Origin of the sequence: Thermocrispum sp. (genome assembly GCF_002919275.1) — a bacterium.
Taxonomy (GTDB): Bacteria; Actinomycetota; Actinomycetes; order Mycobacteriales; family Pseudonocardiaceae; genus Thermocrispum; species Thermocrispum agreste.
Genome location: NZ_PKFA01000067.1, coordinates 133,586 through 150,461 on the forward strand (window position 1 = coordinate 133,586; position 16,876 = coordinate 150,461).

A 16,876-nucleotide genomic window follows, 5' to 3' on the forward strand; every position below is an offset into this window, starting at 1 on the left:
CGTGCCCGTCCGCCCGTCTTCCCGTCCCCGGCCCGGCCGCTTTGCCGCCGTGCTGGCAGGCGTGGTCGCGGTGACCGGGCTGGTGTCGTGCACCGCGGGCGGACCGGCCCCTGATCGGGCCGAGCGGCCGATCAGGGTGTGCGACCGGGTCGAGCCGGGACCGGCCAGCCCGCCCGGCGGGGCGGTCGTGGTGCAGCCGGGGGTGGACGACGTGGCCGCACTGACCCGGCAGCGTCCGGCCGGAACGACGTTCTGGCTGGCCGAAGGCGTGCACACGCTCGGCGGGAACGAATTCGCCCAGATCGTGCCGAAGAAGGGCAACGCCTACCTCGGCGCCCCCGGCGCGGTGCTCGACGGCAAGGGGATCAACCGCTACGCCTTCGGCGGCAAGGCGGAGCGGGTGACCGTGCGGCACCTGACCGTGCGGAACTTCGTGGCGCCGGGCAACGAGAGCGTGGTCAACCACGACTCGGCCGACCACTGGGTGGTCGAGCACAACACGATCAGCGACAACGGCGGCGCCGCGCTGGCCGCCGGGGCGCATCAGCGGATCCGGTTCAACTGCCTGCGGGACAACGGCCAGTACGGCATCAACGCCTATCAGGACTCCGGCACCATCACCGGCCTGGTGGTGCACGGCAACGAGATCACCGGCAACAACACCGACGACTGGGAAGCCAGGATCGCCGGGTGCGGGTGCACCGGCGGTGCCAAGTTCTGGGCCGTGGACGGGGCCGACGTCACCGGCAACTGGGTGCACCACAACCACGGCCCCGGGCTGTGGGCGGACACCAACAACAACGACTTCGTCATCCGCGACAACGTCATCAGCGACAACGAAGGCCCCGCGATCATCTACGAGACCAGCTACAACGCAGTGATCGCCGGCAACACGATCCTGCGCAACAACTGGGCGGACGGGCGCAGGTTCGTCACCGAGGGCGACCCGTTCCCGGTGGCGGCGGTCTACGTCTCCGAATCCGGCGGCGAGCCGCGGGTGCCCGCGCGCACCGACAAGCTCGTCATCACCGGGAACCGGTTCACCGACAACTGGTCGGGCATCACGCTGTGGGAGAACGCCGACCGGTTCTGCAACAGCCCGCACAACACCTCGTCCGGGTACTGCACGCTGCTGGTCGACGACGTCAGGCAATGCCGCAGCCCGGCCATCCAGCGCAAGCCGCTGCTCGACGACTGCCGCTGGAAGACCAAGCGGGTGGACATCCACCACAACCGGTTCGAAGTCGACCCGGTCAAGCTCGGCTGCGAACACCTGTGCGCCCGGATGGCCGTGCTGGCCAACTTCGGCACCTCCCCGGCCTGGTCGCCCTACCACGGCGCGAGCATCCAGCAGGCCATCACGTGGCATCAGGGCAACGAGTGGCACGACAACGTCTACGTCGGCCCGTGGCGCTTCATGGCCTACGACACCAGCAGGCTGCTGGAACCGAGCGTCTGGCAATCCGCGCCGCACCGCCAGGACCGCGGCAGCGTCTTCTCGCTCCGGGCGGAGGAACCATGACCACCCAGGACGTCCGCTCGAGCACATCGGCAGGCACCGGCAGGCCGCCCCGGCTGGTCGGCGCGGTGTGGGCCCTGTTGATCGTCAACACGCTCGGGTCGCAGGGCGCGGACACGATCATCCCGATCCCCCGCACGGTCACGCAGATGATCACCATGGGGGCGGTGGCGCTGGCGTTCGTCGTCGCGCTGCTGCTCAACCCGCGGCTGCTGGTGCGCCCCAGCGCGTACCTGCTCATCCTGACCGCGCTGGCCGCGGTCGCCGTGGCCGCGAGCATGCCGCTGGAATCGGGCCTCGGCGGGCTGTTCCGGTGCGCACGGCTGATCGGGTTCGTCGCCACGTTGTGGCTGATCAGCCGCTGGTGGGACGGGTCGCTCGCGTTCGTGCGCTACCACGTCCGGGTGCTGATGGTGGTCGTGGCGTCGGTGGTGATCGGGCTGCTCGTCTCGCCGGGGCACGCACTGCCCGAGTACTACGACGGCAGGCTGGTCGGCGCGATCTGGCCGCTGACCGCGCCGCAGGTCGGCCAGTACGCCGCGGTCCTCGCCGGCCTGGTGCTGATCCTGTGGCTGAGCAAGCTCACCCCGGGCAGCGTGGCCGCGTTCGTCGCGATCCCGTCCATCGGCGTGCTGCTCCTCACGCACACCCGCACCGCAGCATTCGGCCTCGTCGCCGGGCTGACCGTGGCGCTGCTGTCGTCGCTGCTGACCAATCCGCGCGCCCGCAGGGTGTTCACCGTGGGGGCGATCACCGGAGGCGTGGCCCTGGTGGTCTTCCTGCCCGTGCTGCAGGCATGGGTGCTGCGCGGCCAGGACGAGGACGACTTCGGCACGCTGACCGGCCGCGCCAAGGTGTGGGACGCGCTGCTGGCCGAGCCGCGCACCCTGTACCAGGAGCTGTTCGGCACCGGGTTGTCCAACAAGTCGTTCGGCGGCCTGCCGATCGACAACAGCTGGCTGGCCGCCTACCACGAGCAGGGCCTGATCGGCGCGTCACTGGTGGCCCTGTTCCTGATCACGCTGCTGGTCGTGGCGGTGACCAGGCCGCCGTCCCCGCAACGTGCCTGCGCCCTGTTCCTCGTCGCGTACTGCCTGGTCGCCTCCTACACCGAGGCCGGGCTGGCCGACGCGTCCCCGTACCTGCTGCATCTGGCGGTGGCCGCCGCCCTGCTGGTCCCACAGGCCTCCCGCCCCGGCACCGCACGAACAGCTTCGAAGACAGGAGGAGCGTCATGAGCCGACTCCCTCGTCCCGGTGTGCTTCTCGACCGCGACGGCACGATCATCGTCGACACCGGCTACGTCGGCTCGGTCGACCGGGTGGAGTTCATCCCGGGCGCGATCGAGGCGATCGCGGCGTTGAACGCCGCGGGGATCCCGGTGGCGGTGGTGACCAACCAGGCGGGCGTGGCGCGCGGCCGTTACGACATCGCCGACGTCCAGCAGGTGCACAAGTTCATGGCCGCGGAGATGGCCCGTGCCGGCGCGCACGTGGACCAGTGGCTGTTCTGCCCGTACCACCCGGACGGCACGGTCGAGGCGTTCGCCAGGACCAGCAACGACCGCAAGCCCGCCCCCGGCATGGCGCTGGCCGCCGCGCGGGCGCTCGACCTCGACCTGGCCCGCAGCTGGGTGATCGGGGACAGCCCGGCGGACATCGGCCTGGCCAGGGCGGTGGGCGCCCGGCCGCTGCAGGTCGGGTCCGCGACGCCGCTCGACCCGGAGGTGGCGTGCTTCCCCGACCTGCTGGCGGCCGTGCGGTTCGTCCTCGGCGACGGGCGGACGGGCGACGAACCGCGGCGGGCGTCCGCGCAGGCCACCCCGGTGAAGTTCCCCGCCGAGCAGTTCCACCGGGCGGACAGCTTCGGCAGCGCCTACGTCACCGAGCTGGCGCGCGCTTTCGCCACCGTCGACCTGGAACAGATCAGCCGGGCGGCACAGATCCTCGACGACGCGTATTCGCGCGACGCCGGGGTCTTCGCCTGCGGCAACGGCGGGTCCGCCTCGATCGCCAATCACCTGCAGTGCGACCACGTGAAGGGCGTCCGCACCGGTACCGGGCTGACCGCCCGGGTGCAGAGCCTGAGCACCAACATCGAGCTGCTCAGCGCCATCGCCAACGACCTGGGTTACGAGCAGGTGTTCGAGTACCAGCTGCAGTCGCTGGCCCGGCCGGGCGACGTGTTGATCGCCGTCTCGTCGTCGGGCAGCTCGGCCAACATCGTGCGTGCGGTGGACTGGGCGAACGCCCACGGCATGACGACCATCGCGCTGACCGGGTTCGGCGGTGGCCCGGCCCGCAGGCGGGCCACCGTTGCGGTGCACGTCGACTCCACCAACTACGGCGTCATCGAGGACACCCATCAGGCCTGCATGCACCTGCTCGCCCAGTACGTGCGGCAGTCGCGCATGCCCGCCGACGCCGTCGCCACCACGACCTTCTGAGCGCCCCGGAGGGAAGCACCCATGCGCGTAGCCATCAACCTGCTGACCGACGACCCGGCGCATCCGTCCGGCGCGCACTGGTTCTGGACCCGCATCATCCCGGAGATGGCCAAGCGGATGACCGGGGACGAGGAACTGCACCTGCTGGTCAGCCCGAAGATGCGGCCGCTGCACACCGGCTACGGGCCGAACGTGCACTACATCATGTTCCCCTGGTCCAACGAGCGCCGCTGGCCGCGCACGCTGAGCGAACACCTCTACGCGCCGGTGCGGCTCCCCCGGGCCGGGATCGACGTGTTCAACACGCTGCTGGCCCCGGTCGTCAAACCCGCCCCCGGGCTGGTCGCGCACATCAAGACGCTGCACGCCTACACCACGCCGGGCGCGATCGGGCTGCCCACGCGGGTGTACCGGCGGTTGAGCTATCCGCACACGGCCCGGGCCGCGGACGCGATCGTGATCAACTCGCAGAGCCTCAAGGCCGAGGTGCAGCAGTACCTGGACGTCGACGAGTCGAAGCTGCGGCTGATCACCGAGGGCGTGGACCACGACCGGTTCCGGCCCGGTGACCCCGACCAGGCGTGGCACCACCTGATGACCCGCTACCAGGTGCGCAAGCCGTTCGTGCTGTTCGTGTCCTCGTTGTGGCGGTACAAGAACTGCCACGGCCTGATCGAGGCGTTCGCCAGGGCCAAGCCGCAGCTGGGCGACGACATGCAGCTGGTCGTCGTCGGGGCGGGCCGCGACGCCGGTTACGTGCGCGAGCTGCACGACCTGGCCGGCCGCCTCGGCGTCGCCGGGGACGTGGTGTGGATCGGCGCGATCCCCCAGGCGGAGACGGTGTGGTTCTACCGCTGCGCCGAGGTGTTCGCATATCCGTCGTTCAACGAGACGTTCGGCCTGCCGATCCTGGAGGCGATGGCCACCGGGTGCCCGGTGGTCACCTCCGACGTCACCGCCATGCCGGAGACCGCGGGCGACGCCGCGCTGCTGGCCGACCCCGGCAGTCCGGAGTCGATCGCCGAAGCATTGATCCAGGCCACCAAGGACAGCAACGCGCTGCGCGAACGGGGCTTTGCGCACGCGGCGAAGTTCACCTGGGAGGCCACCGCCGAACAAACCCTGCAGGTCTACCGCGAGGTGCATGCGAACCGGAGGTCGCGATGAGAATTCTGGTCACCGGCGGCGCCGGGTTCATCGGATCGCACACGTGCGACCAACTCGTCGCGCGCGGCCACGAAGTCACAGTGCTGGACGCCGTCACAGCCCCGGTCCATCGGGGTGGCAGGCCGATGTACGTGACGCCGGGCGCCGACCTCTACATCGGGGACGTGCGCAATCGCGACCTGCTGGCCAACCTCCTGCGCCGGACCGATGCGGTGTACCACTTCGCGGCCTACCAGGACTATCTGCCGGACTTCTCGCGCTTCACCGACGTCAACGTCACCTCCGTGGCAGCGCTGTACGAGATCGCGGTGGCCGAACGGCTGGACCTGCAGCGAGTCGTCGTCGCTTCGTCGCAAGCAGCCGCCGGAGAAGGGCTCTACCGGTGTCCGGAGCACGGGGAGCAGCTGCCGACCATGCGGCCCGACGAGGTGCTGCGCGCGGGGCGCTGGGACATCGGCTGCCCGGTGTGCGACGGCTCGATGACGGTGTGCCGTACGCCGGAGCGGGTGGCCAACCCGCAGAACGCCTACGGCATGTCCAAACACGCCTCCGAGGTGCTGGCGCTCAACCTGGGGCGCCGCTACGGGATCCCCACGACGGCCATGCGCTACAGCATCGTCCAGGGCCCCCGGCAGTCGGTCTACAACGCCTACTCCGGAGCCTGCCGGATCTTCAGCCTGCACTACCTGCTGGGCAGCGCGCCGACACTGTACGAGGACGGCCAGTCGTTACGCGACTACGTCAACATCCACGACGTCGTCGACGCGAACCTGCTGGTGCTCGAGGACGACCGGGCCGTCGGGCGAGTGTTCAACGTCGGCGGCGGCACCGCGTACACCACCGAGCAACTGGCCGAGATCGTGCGGAAGCGGTTCGGCTCGGAGCAGCGCGCCCGGGTGACCGGGGAGTACCGCTTCGGCGACACCCGGCACATCTGCTCGGACATCGACGCGCTCAAGCAACTGGGCTGGCGGCCCCAGCGCACCCCGGAGGACTCGGTCGCCGAGTACGCCGCGTGGCTGCCGACCATGCCGGATCTGGACGACGTGCTGGCCGAGGCGGACGCCGCCATGCGCTCGCTCGGGGTCGTCCGCAGCGTCAGGAGCCACGGATGAAGGCGTTCCTGCTGGCAGCGGGCCTGGGCACGCGTTTGCGGCCGCTGACCGACCACATGCCCAAATGCCTGGTGTCCGTCGGCGGTGTGCCGATGCTGGACATCTGGCTGGACGCGCTGGCCAAGGCCGGGGTGGACGAGGTGCTGATCAACACCCATCATCACGCCCACCAGGTGCGCAGGCACGTGTCCGCGCGCACCACGGGCCCCGCGGTGACGCTGACCTACGAGCCGCAGTTGCTCGGCAGTGCGGGCACTCTCCGCGCGCATCGCCGGTTCGTCGCCGGCGACGAAATGTTCCTGGCGATCAACGCCGACAACCTCACCACGTTCGACATCGGCCAGCTCGTCGACGCGCACCGGGCCGCGGGGGCGTCCGCGCTCGCCACGCTGACGGTGTTCCAAGCCGCCGACCCGACACAGTGCGGGATCGTCGAGACGCACGACGGCGTGGTGCACAGCTTCGTGGAGAAGCCCGCGGCACCGCGGTCGAACCTGGCCAACGCGGGAATCTACGCCTTCCACCCGGCGGTCCTCGACCGCATCCCGCTGGGGATCCCCGCGGACATCGGTCACCACCTGCTCCCCCGGCTGGCCGGCCGTTCCGGCCGGGTGCGGGCGGTGGAACTCGACGGTTACTTCATCGACATCGGTACGCCGGACGCCTTGCAGCGCGCCCGGCGGGAATGGCGAGGCGCGTCATGATCATCACGCAGACCCCGTTGCGGATCGGCCTGGTCGGCGGCGGCACGGACCTGCCGTCGTTCTACCGCCAGTACGGCGGCCGGGTGCTCAACGCCGCGATCGACAAGTACGTCTACGTCATCGTCAAGCAGCGCTTCGACGACGACATCTACGTCAACTACTCGCGCAAGGAGATCGTCCGGCACGTCGCCGACCTCGAGCACGAACTGGTGCGCGAGGCCATGCACATGGCGGGTGTGCACGGCGGTGTGGAGATCACCACCCTCGCCGACATCCCGTCGGCTGGCTCGGGCCTCGGGTCCTCCTCCGCCGTCACGGTCGGCCTGCTGCAGGCGCTGTTCGCCTACCGCGGGCGGCAGCTGAGCGCCGAGGAGCTGGCCGACCGCGCATGTGCCGTCGAGATCGACCGGTGCCGCAAACCGATCGGCAAGCAGGACCAGTACGCGGCCGCCTTCGGCGGGGTGAACGACATCCGGTTCGGGCCGGGCGACCAGGTCCGGCTGGAGCCGGTGGTCATGGCGGTGGAGGCGCGGCGGAGGTTGCAGGCGGAGCTGATGCTGTTCTTCACCGGGAGCACGCGCAGCGCCACGACGATCCTGTCGGAGCAGAACGCCAACACCAGCGACCGGATCCCGCAGCTGGAGCTGCTGCGCGATCTGGCGGGCGAGGCGGCGGACGGGTTGCGGGCAGGACAGGTCGATGCGCTCGGGGTGGCGTTGCACAAGGGCTGGCAGGCGAAGCGGACGCTGGCCTCCGGGGTGTCGAACTCGGCCATCGACGCCGCCGTGGAGTCGGCACTGGCGGCGGGCGCGACCGGCGCCAAGGTGACCGGCGCGGGCGGCGGCGGGTTCCTGCTGGTGACCTGCCCGGTGGAACACCAGCGCGCGGTCCGGGAGCGCCTGTCCGGCATGCGGGAGCTGCCGATCAAGCTGGAACCGGTGGGCTCGCGGGTGATCTTCAACGTGCACCGGGACATCTGGGGCTGACGGGAGACTCGCAGCGACGGACGAGCCCAGGTACGGCCGCCGCCCACGACCGGCCGTTCACTGCTCGCCGTGGCAACACTCGCCGGGTGACCCAGGACGAACACCTCGCTGAGGCCGACGTCCGGCTCAAAGTCGGCTGGACTCACGCCACGACGCTGCTCGTGCAACCAGTCAATCAGTTCATGGTGCAGCTGGGAGCGATGTCGGGCAACAACCCGACGGCATCCACCTCGTCCTGTGCCCTTTTTCTTCCGGTCGTCTCCGCAACGGACGCGGCCGGACAGCAAGAGAGCTATCCCATCTGGGTGGGAGGCTGCCGGTGGACGTGCATGGCCGTTACTACCTGACGCGTGAGCGGGTCGGCGAACTCATCGACCTGCTGCAGCAGGTTGCGGACCGGCACGATGACGCCACCGACAGGACACCGCATGACGATCGCAGTCTCTGCGGACGGTCCGAACCACGTCGTCACCGCAACCACGACTGACACGGTCGTGGGAAAAATGACGCCTGCGCTGAGTACCCCCGTCAGCAAGGTCGTGTCATTGCCCCGCCGGACCGGTGGCCGCCGAATGCAACGCCTCCACACTGTCCGCGAAGTGAAAACTGCGGTCACTTTCCAGCTCACCAGGGCCAACAGCCACAAAGAGAAGTCCGGGAACGTTCCTGGCACCAAGGCTCGCCAATGGCCACCCAAGTGGTTCTCCGGTGACGAAGGTGACGGATCGGCGATCGGTGCGCACGCAAAGGAACTCCTCGGCGACGATTTCGGTAAGTGAAAGGTGTTCGTGGCAGCGGCCCCTCATTGCTGCCGAGCTCACAAGGCACCCTGATCACAGCCGGTGGGTAGCAATGTTCGGCGAGCTCGCTGAAACCGATTGCGAGTGCGGCGACCGCCCTCGCCGGCTCCGTCGGAGCGCTGCTCGGACGGCGGGGAGGCCGCCCGTCCGGCACCGCTTCTCGTCCCGTCCCCGACAGTCGCCGAAGTGTGCTGCCACCTGGGTGAACATGCAGCCGCACAGGTCGAAGCCAGCCTTCTCCGATCGTTGGCTGACGGCCAGTTCGTTCCGGTCGAGCTGGTCGAGTGCGATGACCGCCGCATGGCCGAACTCGTACTGAAGTATGCCGATCTCCCTCTCGGTGGGAGCGACGCGGCAGTCATCGCCGTCGCGGAGCGGCTGCGGGTCACCACGGTGGCGACGATTGACAACCGAGGATTCCACACGGTGCAGCCGAGGCACGTGCCCTACTTCACACTCCTACCGCACTGAAGGCGTTCCGTTCCCGGCCCCGGAAAACAGCTCGGCGAGCACGGAAACGCGGCGGACGGCAGTTCCGACGTTCAGGTATGCATTCCCGGAACCCGACGTCCCCCGGTGCCCCGCCTGCGCTGCCGTGGACGTTGCGGCCGCTGCTGTCCGTCGCCGGCGTGCTCGCCGCGACGGTGCTCAGCGCGCTGACCGCCGTCTACGTCAGCGGGCATCGATTGTGGCCGACCGACGGAGTGGAAGGCCCGGCCATCGAGCCACCGTTGCGCGCCCTCGCGGTAGCCGTCGACGCGCTGGGCGAACCCTTCGGTGCGGTCGTCGTCATCCCGTCGCTCGCTGCCGTGTGCTGGCTGCTTGGCCACCGACGGCTCGCCGCCCTGGCCGTCGCCGGGCCGGTGCTGACCGTCGCCGTGACTTCGGCGCTCAAACCGCTCACCGGCCGCGTGATCCACGGTGACAACCTGGCCTTCCCGAGCGGCCACACCGGGATGCTGACCGCCGTCGGCCTGGTCGGCGGCCTGCTGGTGGGAAGCCGGATCACCGCGAATCGCCGGAAGGCCGCCGTCGTCGCGGTGGGGTCCGCCCTGGCGTGCGGCGTGGCCATGGGCTGGGCACAGACGGTGCTCGTGTCCCACCACCTGACCGACACCGTCGGCGGGCTGTGCGCGGCGCTGGTCGTCGTCCCGGCCACCGGCTGGGCCATCGACCATCTACCGCAGCTGGGAAGGACATGACATGGCAGGCCGGGCACCCTGGATCGTTCTGGCGGTGGTGGCCGTCGGGCTCGGCGTCGCCGTGGCGGCCGACAGCGGAGCCCCGGCGCCACCCGTGGGCGCGGCGGCATCGCACGAAACCCCGGCCGCGGCGGCCGGGAAGGTGTGCGGCACCGGCTCCCTGCGGGGGCCGGCCAAGCCACCCGCGGGAGCGGTCGAGGTCCCCGCGGGCGACAACAGCGACGTCGACTTCGCCCGCCCCGGCACCACGTATTGGCTCGCGCCCGGCACGCACACGCTGGGCGACGACGAATTCGCCCAGATCGGCCCGGCCGACGACACCACGTTCGTCGGAGCTCCCGGCGCCGTGCTGGACGGACGCGGAGTCAACCGCTACGCGTTCGGCGGCAACGCGGCGGGCGTGACCATCCGGCATCTGACCGTGCGGAACTTCGCGGCACCACGCGACGAGGGCGTGGTCAACCACGACTCCGGCAACCGGTGGCGGATCGAGCACAACACGTTCACCCGGAACAAAGGGGCAGCCATGATGGCCGGCTCGGGCCAGCGGATCGTCGGCAACTGCGTCGCGCACAACGGCCAGTACGGGCTCAACGCCTACCAGGCGGGCAACCAGCTCACCGGCCTGCTGGTGGAAGGCAACGAGTTCACCGGCAACAACACCGACGACTGGGAAGCGAAGGTCGACGGCTGCGGCTGCACCGGCGCGATGAAGTTCTGGTCGGTCGACGGCGCCGACATCCGCGGCAACTGGATCCACCGCAACCACGGGCCGGGGATCTGGGCCGACACCAACAACAACGACTTCCTCATCGAGGACAACCTGATCGAGGCCAACGACGCGCAGGCGATCTTCTACGAGATCAGCTACAACGCCACGATTCGCAACAACGTGCTGCGTCGCAACACGTGGCGGGAAGGCCGTGACTTCGCCGACCAGGACGACTGGTTCCCGGTCGGCACCGTCTACCTGTCCGAGGCCGGTGGTGAGCCCCGCGTGCAAGCCAGAACGTCGGTGCTGGAGGTCACCGGCAACGTCTTCGACAACAACTGGGGCGGGGTCGTCGGCTGGGAGAACTCCGACCGGTTCTGCGGCACCAACACCACGTCGGAATGCACGCTGCTGGTCGGCGAGGACGAGGGCGACCGCTGCACCGGGTCAGCCATCGAACGTGAACCGTGGTACGACGACTGTCGGTGGAAGACGCAGCGTCTGCGAATCCACGACAACACGTTCATCCTCGACGCGGACAAAGTGGACGATGGATGCGAACCCCGCTTCTGTGCCGTGCACGCGCTGGTGGCCAACGTCGGGACCTGGCCGGAGTGGTCCCCGTACCACGGGCGCAGGGTGCAGCAGGCGATCACGTTCCGCCAGGACAACCGGTGGTACGACAACCGCTACCGCGGGCCGTGGCAGTGGGTGGGCTACGAGCCGGGCAGGTATCTGACGTTCGACAAGTGGCGGGCAGCGCCCTACCGGCAGGACCCCGGGTCGTCCTGACCGGCGTCCACCTGGACATCCGTGTCGGCGTGGATTACGCGGCCACGGGGCTGGCGGTGCTGGAGGCCGAGTGCGCGCGGCTGGAAAGCCTCGACGGCAAGAAGCTGTACCTGCAGACCGCGGACGCCTTCAACGAGTCGTGCCTGACCATGCAGGACGTCGAGGGCAATGAGATCCGCCTGGACTGACCGGGGCCGCCTGCGGTGCCAGCCCCACGGGCACGGCTCGCCGGTCCTGGGCGAACGGGAGGGGTGAGCTCGTCCCGGGTGCGCGGGTGCGCTGGTGCTGGGTGAACGGGAGGGGCAAGCTCGTCCCGGGTCCACGGTGCGCCGGTCCTGGGCCGGCTGGACGGCGTGCCGGGCGGATCTCGACCACCTTGCCCTCCGGCACGCGCCGGAGGAACCGCCGTGGGCCGACGCCGGGCGGATTCTGGCACGCCCAGCAAGCGCGCCCTGTTCCTCCGACGGCGGCGAAGCGTCGAAGCCGTCCCACCAGCCGAACCTCCTGAGAGCGGGCGGGTCGACATGGCCAAGGCAGCCTTCCAGAACTCCGCCACCGCTCTCGGGTCGGCGCAATCGAACGTGACCCGGGACTGTCGTACCTCAGCCATCCGGCCGCCTAGCGGCGGGCGTCAGGCGTAGCGACGGAAAACCGGCTTGATCGAACGGCCACCCATCCACGGGGTCGGGTCGCCCGCCTCGAGCGCTTTCCGATACACGACGCAGGCCTGTGCGACGACGTCGACCGTCTTGTCGATTTCGGCGAACGTCAAGGCGTTGCTCACCACGAACGACGGGCCGATGACACCGTTGAGGATCAGCTGCCGCATGAACAGCGTCCGGTACTGCTGCGACGGCTGCTTGTTCTCGTCGAGCGTGGCGAAGACCAAGGCGCACGGCCTGCCGCGCACCACGAGGTGCTCACCCACCCCCATGGCCTCGGTGACCTCGCGAACCCCGGCAGCGAGCCGCTCCCCCAACGCGTGCATGTTCCCGACGACGTCCTGCTCCCGGTAGACGTCCATCACCGCCACCGCGGCGGCCAGCGCATGCGTCTCGGCACCGTGGGTCGTCGACAGCAGAAACACCCGTTCCCGGTGATCACGCAGCCCGCCGAGTTCCATCACGTCCCGACGCCCGGCCAGCGCGGAGACGGCGAAGCCGTTGCCCAGCGCCTTGCCGAACGTGGACAGGTCCGGCACCACCCCGTACAGACCCTGCGCACCGGAGGCCGACCACCGGAATCCGGTGATCATCTCGTCGAAGACGAGCAGGCAGCCGTACTGGTCCGCCAGCTGCCGCAACCCCTGCAGATAGCCGGGCGGAGGTTCGCGCATCGCGGCCGGCTCGAGCACCAGGCACGCGATGTCGTCCGGGTGCCGTCGCAGCAGCTCCTCCACCGCGGCGAGATCGCCGTACGGGAAGGTGACGGTCAGCGCCGCGATCTCGTCGGGGATGCCAGCCGCCATCGGCGTGGTCGCCACGAACCAGTCGTCGACCGAGAAGAACGGCTGGTCGCGGCACAGCGCCACCAGGCGGCGGCCGGTCGCGGCCCTGGCGAGCCGGACGGCCGCGGTGGTCACGTCGGAGCCGTTCTTGGCGAACTTGACCATCTCCGCCGTGGGCACCGTGGCGAGGAACCGCTCGGCGGCCACGGCTTCGATCACGCTGGGCCGGACGAAGTTGCTGCCCCGGTCCAGTTCCCGGCGCACCGCCGCGAGCACCCGGGGGTGGGCGTGGCCGAGGGTCACGGACTTCATCCCCGAGCCGTATTCGATGTAGCGATTGCCGTCGACGTCCCACACGTAGGCACCGCGACCGTGGGAGATCACCGGGTCCAGCGCTTGCGGATACTGGTCGGATCCCTTGGCGTAGGTGTGCGCGCCGCCGGGGATCAGCGCGTGCAGGCGCTGGTTGAGCTCGGCCGACTTGGGCAGCGGGTGATTCATGGCGAACTCCTTGCTCGGTTCGCGAACAACGTCCGGTCCAGCACCGCGAACTGACGGTCCAGTTCCTCCCTGGCCTGCCTGCTGCGCTCGCGCAACTGTTCGGCGCGCTCGGTGCGGACGGCCTGCAGCTTGGTGAACCGGTCGATCAGGTCGTCCAGGGTGATCGAGCGCGCGGGCACGCAGAACTCGCCCATGCCCATGGCGGACATCAACACGTCGTGCTTGTCCGCGTAGCTGATCGACAGCGTCGGCTTGCCGAGCTTCAGCCCGCAGAGCACGTTGTGGTAGCGGGTGGCCACCACGATCTCCACGTTGGCCATCTGCTCCATCAGCTCGCCCAGTGTGGTGGCTCGCGGCGCGCCGATGGACGCGGCCTTGTCCGGCCGGTAGCGGAGCGCGTCCGCCAGGACCTCGACACGGACCTCGTCGTCCTCCACGTCGCCGAGGAAGAGCCGGACGTCGTAGCCGGCGTCGAACAGCCAGTGCACGAACTTCTTCATCGTCTCCACGTAGTTGCGCTGCAGTTCGTCGGCGTGCTGCCGGTCCTCGTTCCCGCCGCGGTAGGCCATCAGCCCGACACCGACACGCCCTGCGGGATTCCTGCTGGGGCTGGGCGACGGCAGCGCGAAGGCCAGATCCGGATAGACCTTGTCGGCCGAGACGTCGACACCCATGTCGGCCACCGCATCACGCGACAGCTCGTCCCGGTACGACCGGTAGTCCGCCAGCTGCGCCCCCTTGGCGAACAACCACCGGGTCACGCGTTCCCGGATCACGTTCGCCCCGACGCTGATCAGCGCCACCTTGGTGCCGAACTGCCTGGCCGCCACGCCGAGCCAGAACAGCGAGTACGGAAACGCCCACGGACGCACCGGGGTCGTCGTCTCCAGCACACCCATGCCGGGCACGATCACCACGTCGTACTTGCGTACCCAGGCGAACGTGCGGAACGGGTCGAGCAGTTTGCCGACGATCTTGAGCACGGCCGACGGCAGACCCCTGGTCGACCATGCATGCGCCTCGTACCACTGCATCGAGGTCGCCGGCGCACCGTAGCGGGCCGACGCCTCCTCGGGCCCCATGCAGAAGAAGCCCAGCTGGACATCGGGATACCGGGCCCGCAGGTCGGTGACGACGGCTTCCAGCGACCCGTCGTTACCGAGGTTGCCCGAACAAAGGATGCCGAACATGCCGACCCGGGCCGCGCCGGGCGACGTCCTCTTCCGGAAGAAACGGAGCAAGGTCATGACTCCTGGTTCTGCAGCACGGCGGGCGCGCCGGCGACGTCGGCACGGCGCACACCGGCCCGGCGGGCAAGCCACTGCGTCAGATGGCGGTAACACGTCAGCCGATCGGCCACGGACAGCGGAGCTCGGTAGATGGCACGGACCAGGCCGGCCAGGAACTCGGCGTACAGCCGGGCAGTGGACTGCGTACCGCGGCGAGGTTCCAGCTTGGCGCACACCGACGGCACCGACCCGGAGTTCTCGATCCGGCCCGGGTGCTCGCGCCGGAAGTACAGCACTTCCGGTACCTGGTGGAACGGCCCGTGCAAGGACAGCTCCATCACCAGCTTCCGTCCCGCGTTGTGGTAGCTGGCGTGCGGTGCGATCCGCCGCAGCTCGCTGGTGCGGATCACGCCGTAGAAGTCGTCTCCGCCTTCGGTGAGCAGCAAGCTGCGGAAGCGCTCCGGGGCGTACGGTGAATCGGTGGCCAGGGTGTAGTCGTAGGTGCCGATGACCTCACCGTGCTCGCCTGCCGTGCCCATGTAGGCGTGCGCCAGCACGATGTCCGGCATCTCGTCGAGGGCTTCCACACAGCGGCGGAGCAGGTCGGCGCCGTACAGGTCGTCGTGCGCGGCCCACTTGAAGTACTCGCCACGAGCGTACTGGACGACCACGTTGTGGTTGGGCCCGGCGCCGATGTTGACCTCCTGGCGCAGATACCTGATGCGGGAGTCGGCCGCGGCGTACTTGCGGCAGATCTCCGGCGTGCCGTCGGTGGAGGCGTTGTCGGAGATGATCAGCTCGAAGTCGGTGTAGGTCTGGGACAGCAGCGCGTCGAGTGCCTTGGCCAGGTAGTTCTCGCCGTTGTACACCGGGAGGCCGACGCTCAATCGGGGTGCGGCAGTCATGGTGTCCTCATTTCGCTCGGGTCGCTCATGTCGTCATCGCTGTCGGGTGGCCGCCGATTCGCCGGTGCCGGCTGCGACCCCGGCGGCGAAGTCGTGTTCACGCAGTCCGGCGGCGAGTTGCCACCACCACGCGGCCGCCCCCAGGCCGAGCGCGACGGCGACCCCCCACGCCGACCCCGCGGCCCCGCCGGCGACCGCTCCGGCCAGGCCCGCGGTGAGATAGGCACCGGCGGTGATCAGCTGAGCGCGCAGGCTCCGGCGCGCCGCGCCCAGCGCGCGCACGCCCGCCGCGGCACCGTTCATCAGCCCCGCCGCGGCCACGTCGAGCGTCACCGGCACGATCAGTTCCGAGGCCAGCGGCCAGACGTCGCCCAGCACCAGCCGCCCGAGATCGTCGTCGACGAGAACCAGCAGGGCGACGCCCCACAGCAGCGCGGCCCCGGCCTGAATGCCGCCAAGCCAGCGGCAGAACGACACCAGCTGCCGCCTGCCCCGGCGCAGCATGCGCGCTGCCTCGGGCACGGCGACCAGGCTCAGCCCCATCAGCACCGCCAGGAACGGCCCGAGCAGCAGTTCGGCACCGCGGACGGCGCCCACGTCGGCCAGCCCGGCGACGGCGCCGAGCCCGTAGGCGCGCAGCTGGGTCGCACCGCTGATGGAGACGTTCTCCACCAGGTAGCGCGGGCCGAGTTCGCGATGATCGTGCAGCCAGGACCTGGTCCCCGACCAGGCGGGCCGGAGGCCGGTCTGCCACCAGCCGTATCCGGCGGCGACGGCCGCCGATCCACCCCAGGCCAGCAGGAAACCGAGCATGCTGCCGTGCTGGGCTGCCAGCACCATGAGCGGGACCAGCGCCACGCCACGCACCATGTCGTTGCCGAAGGCTCGTTTGCCCAGCCCGGCGGCGAAGAAGGCGAACCGCCAGCTGTCCTGCAGCATCAGAGCGGGCAGCACGACACCCAGGCCGGCGAAGGCGGTGCCGACCGATCCGCTGACCGTGCTGCCGAGGATCAGCCCCACCGCGACGCACAAGGCTCCGGCGACCAGTCCCACCTGCAGCGCGGTGGCCGTGGACCGGGACACCGCCAACCCCCACCGCGCCGGGGCGACGCCGCTGAACCGGACCACGAGCGGGTCGGTCGACACCCCGCGCGAGATGTTGAGCACGACGGTGTAGGTGACCCAGGCCAGGCTGAACACACCGAACTCCACCGGACCGAGCGCTTTGGCCACGAAGACGCCGACGGCGAAGTTGGTCATGCTGGACACGGCCTGGTCGGCCAGGCCCCAGGTCAGCCGGATGACGGTGCTCATGCGGCGCTCACCGGCCTCGCCGTCGATCCGCTGCCCG

Annotated in this window: 17 protein-coding genes and 1 pseudogene; 13 read left to right on the plus strand and 5 right to left on the minus strand. The window is 69.9% G+C overall.

The genetic code is table 11. From position 1 onward, the window contains the following. The first annotated feature begins 1 nt into the window (after position 1). The 13 genes from CXP56_RS18250 to CXP56_RS18310 all read left to right on the plus strand — a co-directional run bounded on the left by CXP56_RS18250 (position 2) and on the right by CXP56_RS18310 (position 11,631). Complete coding sequence (locus CXP56_RS18250; protein WP_028846224.1) at positions 2 to 1,522, plus strand: right-handed parallel beta-helix repeat-containing protein; 1,521 nt, start codon at positions 2 to 4, stop codon at positions 1,520 to 1,522. Then, positions 1,519 to 2,757: an O-antigen ligase family protein gene (locus tag CXP56_RS18255; protein WP_028846225.1), complete on the plus strand. Its 1,239-nt coding sequence runs from the start codon at positions 1,519 to 1,521 to the stop codon at positions 2,755 to 2,757. Before CXP56_RS18250 ends, CXP56_RS18255 begins: the two co-directional genes overlap by 4 nt. Next, positions 2,754 to 3,965 carry an HAD-IIIA family hydrolase gene (locus CXP56_RS18260; RefSeq protein WP_028846226.1) on the plus strand — a complete coding sequence of 404 codons (1,212 nt, stop codon included), beginning with the start codon at positions 2,754 to 2,756 and terminating at the stop codon, positions 3,963 to 3,965. Before CXP56_RS18255 ends, CXP56_RS18260 begins: the two co-directional genes overlap by 4 nt. 21 nt (positions 3,966 to 3,986) lie before the next feature. Further along, positions 3,987 to 5,132, plus strand: coding sequence for a glycosyltransferase family 4 protein (locus CXP56_RS18265; protein WP_028846227.1), 1,146 nt, complete (start codon positions 3,987 to 3,989; stop codon positions 5,130 to 5,132). Continuing rightward, entirely contained in the window at positions 5,129 to 6,247 is a 1,119-nt protein-coding gene (locus tag CXP56_RS18270; RefSeq protein WP_028846228.1) for an NAD-dependent epimerase/dehydratase family protein, read from the plus strand. The genes CXP56_RS18265 and CXP56_RS18270 overlap by 4 nt, the downstream gene beginning before the upstream one ends. After that, positions 6,244 to 6,951 (plus strand): nucleotidyltransferase family protein, encoded by a 708-nt coding sequence (locus CXP56_RS18275; RefSeq protein WP_286902109.1) that lies wholly within the window; start codon positions 6,244 to 6,246, stop codon positions 6,949 to 6,951. The genes CXP56_RS18270 and CXP56_RS18275 overlap by 4 nt, the downstream gene beginning before the upstream one ends. Next, positions 6,948 to 7,937 carry a GHMP family kinase ATP-binding protein gene (locus tag CXP56_RS18280; RefSeq protein ID WP_286902111.1) on the plus strand — a complete coding sequence of 330 codons (990 nt, stop codon included), beginning with the start codon at positions 6,948 to 6,950 and terminating at the stop codon, positions 7,935 to 7,937. The genes CXP56_RS18275 and CXP56_RS18280 overlap by 4 nt, the downstream gene beginning before the upstream one ends. Positions 7,938 to 8,023: 86 nt before the next feature. Next, positions 8,024 to 8,284, plus strand: a complete 261-nt coding sequence (locus tag CXP56_RS18285) for a hypothetical protein (protein WP_286902113.1) — start codon at positions 8,024 to 8,026, stop codon at positions 8,282 to 8,284. A gap of 81 nt (positions 8,285 to 8,365) precedes the next feature. Further along, complete coding sequence (locus CXP56_RS18290) at positions 8,366 to 8,716, plus strand: hypothetical protein (protein WP_286902116.1); 351 nt, start codon at positions 8,366 to 8,368, stop codon at positions 8,714 to 8,716. Positions 8,717 to 8,821: 105 nt separating this feature from the next. Beyond that, entirely contained in the window at positions 8,822 to 9,208 is a 387-nt protein-coding gene (locus CXP56_RS18295) for a type II toxin-antitoxin system VapC family toxin (protein WP_286902118.1), read from the plus strand. 77 nt (positions 9,209 to 9,285) lie between these two features. Then, positions 9,286 to 9,939, plus strand: a complete 654-nt coding sequence (locus tag CXP56_RS18300; protein ID WP_028846233.1) for a phosphatase PAP2 family protein — start codon at positions 9,286 to 9,288, stop codon at positions 9,937 to 9,939. 1 nt (position 9,940) lies between these two features. Beyond that, positions 9,941 to 11,443 (plus strand): right-handed parallel beta-helix repeat-containing protein, encoded by a 1,503-nt coding sequence (locus CXP56_RS18305; RefSeq protein WP_028846234.1) that lies wholly within the window; start codon positions 9,941 to 9,943, stop codon positions 11,441 to 11,443. A gap of 29 nt (positions 11,444 to 11,472) precedes the next feature. Then, positions 11,473 to 11,631 (plus strand): hypothetical protein, encoded by a 159-nt coding sequence (locus CXP56_RS18310; RefSeq protein WP_156899051.1) that lies wholly within the window; start codon positions 11,473 to 11,475, stop codon positions 11,629 to 11,631. A 284-nt stretch (positions 11,632 to 11,915) separates the two neighbouring features. Here the strand turns inward: CXP56_RS18310 and CXP56_RS19120 are convergent. The 5 genes and pseudogenes from CXP56_RS19120 to CXP56_RS18330 all read right to left on the minus strand — a co-directional run. Beyond that, positions 11,916 to 12,053: pseudogene (locus CXP56_RS19120) on the minus strand (VOC family protein); the annotation flags it as partial. A 21-nt stretch (positions 12,054 to 12,074) separates the two neighbouring features. Beyond that, complete coding sequence (locus tag CXP56_RS18315; RefSeq protein ID WP_286902121.1) at positions 12,075 to 13,391, minus strand: glutamate-1-semialdehyde 2,1-aminomutase; 1,317 nt, start codon at positions 13,389 to 13,391, stop codon at positions 12,075 to 12,077. Further along, positions 13,388 to 14,638, minus strand: coding sequence for a polysaccharide pyruvyl transferase family protein (locus CXP56_RS18320; protein WP_286902123.1), 1,251 nt, complete (start codon positions 14,636 to 14,638; stop codon positions 13,388 to 13,390). Before CXP56_RS18320 ends, CXP56_RS18315 begins: the two co-directional genes overlap by 4 nt. Next, positions 14,635 to 15,525 carry a glycosyltransferase family 2 protein gene (locus CXP56_RS18325; RefSeq protein ID WP_286902126.1) on the minus strand — a complete coding sequence of 297 codons (891 nt, stop codon included), beginning with the start codon at positions 15,523 to 15,525 and terminating at the stop codon, positions 14,635 to 14,637. Before CXP56_RS18325 ends, CXP56_RS18320 begins: the two co-directional genes overlap by 4 nt. 33 nt (positions 15,526 to 15,558) lie before the next feature. After that, positions 15,559 to 16,839: an MATE family efflux transporter gene (locus CXP56_RS18330; protein WP_051309490.1), complete on the minus strand. Its 1,281-nt coding sequence runs from the start codon at positions 16,837 to 16,839 to the stop codon at positions 15,559 to 15,561. Positions 16,840 to 16,876 lie beyond the last annotated feature (37 nt).

What these genes read in the sequence shown, in the direction of transcription:
- CXP56_RS18320 (WP_286902123.1), bottom strand. Translation starts at nt 14,638, where the DNA reads ATGACCTTGCTCCGTTTCTTCCGGAAGAGGACGTCGCCCGGCGCGGCC.
- CXP56_RS18265 (WP_028846227.1), top strand. Translation starts at nt 3,987, where the DNA reads ATGCGCGTAGCCATCAACCTGCTGACCGACGACCCGGCGCATCCGTCC.
- CXP56_RS18255 (WP_028846225.1), top strand. Translation starts at nt 1,519, where the DNA reads ATGACCACCCAGGACGTCCGCTCGAGCACATCGGCAGGCACCGGCAGG.
- CXP56_RS18325 (WP_286902126.1), bottom strand. Translation starts at nt 15,525, where the DNA reads ATGACTGCCGCACCCCGATTGAGCGTCGGCCTCCCGGTGTACAACGGC.
- CXP56_RS18290 (WP_286902116.1), top strand. Translation starts at nt 8,366, where the DNA reads ATGACGATCGCAGTCTCTGCGGACGGTCCGAACCACGTCGTCACCGCA.
- CXP56_RS18300 (WP_028846233.1), top strand. Translation starts at nt 9,286, where the DNA reads ATGCATTCCCGGAACCCGACGTCCCCCGGTGCCCCGCCTGCGCTGCCG.
- CXP56_RS18330 (WP_051309490.1), bottom strand. Translation starts at nt 16,839, where the DNA reads ATGAGCACCGTCATCCGGCTGACCTGGGGCCTGGCCGACCAGGCCGTG.
- CXP56_RS18280 (WP_286902111.1), top strand. Translation starts at nt 6,948, where the DNA reads ATGATCATCACGCAGACCCCGTTGCGGATCGGCCTGGTCGGCGGCGGC.
- CXP56_RS18305 (WP_028846234.1), top strand. Translation starts at nt 9,941, where the DNA reads ATGGCAGGCCGGGCACCCTGGATCGTTCTGGCGGTGGTGGCCGTCGGG.
- CXP56_RS18275 (WP_286902109.1), top strand. Translation starts at nt 6,244, where the DNA reads ATGAAGGCGTTCCTGCTGGCAGCGGGCCTGGGCACGCGTTTGCGGCCG.
- CXP56_RS18270 (WP_028846228.1), top strand. Translation starts at nt 5,129, where the DNA reads ATGAGAATTCTGGTCACCGGCGGCGCCGGGTTCATCGGATCGCACACG.
- CXP56_RS18260 (WP_028846226.1), top strand. Translation starts at nt 2,754, where the DNA reads ATGAGCCGACTCCCTCGTCCCGGTGTGCTTCTCGACCGCGACGGCACG.
- CXP56_RS18315 (WP_286902121.1), bottom strand. Translation starts at nt 13,391, where the DNA reads ATGAATCACCCGCTGCCCAAGTCGGCCGAGCTCAACCAGCGCCTGCAC.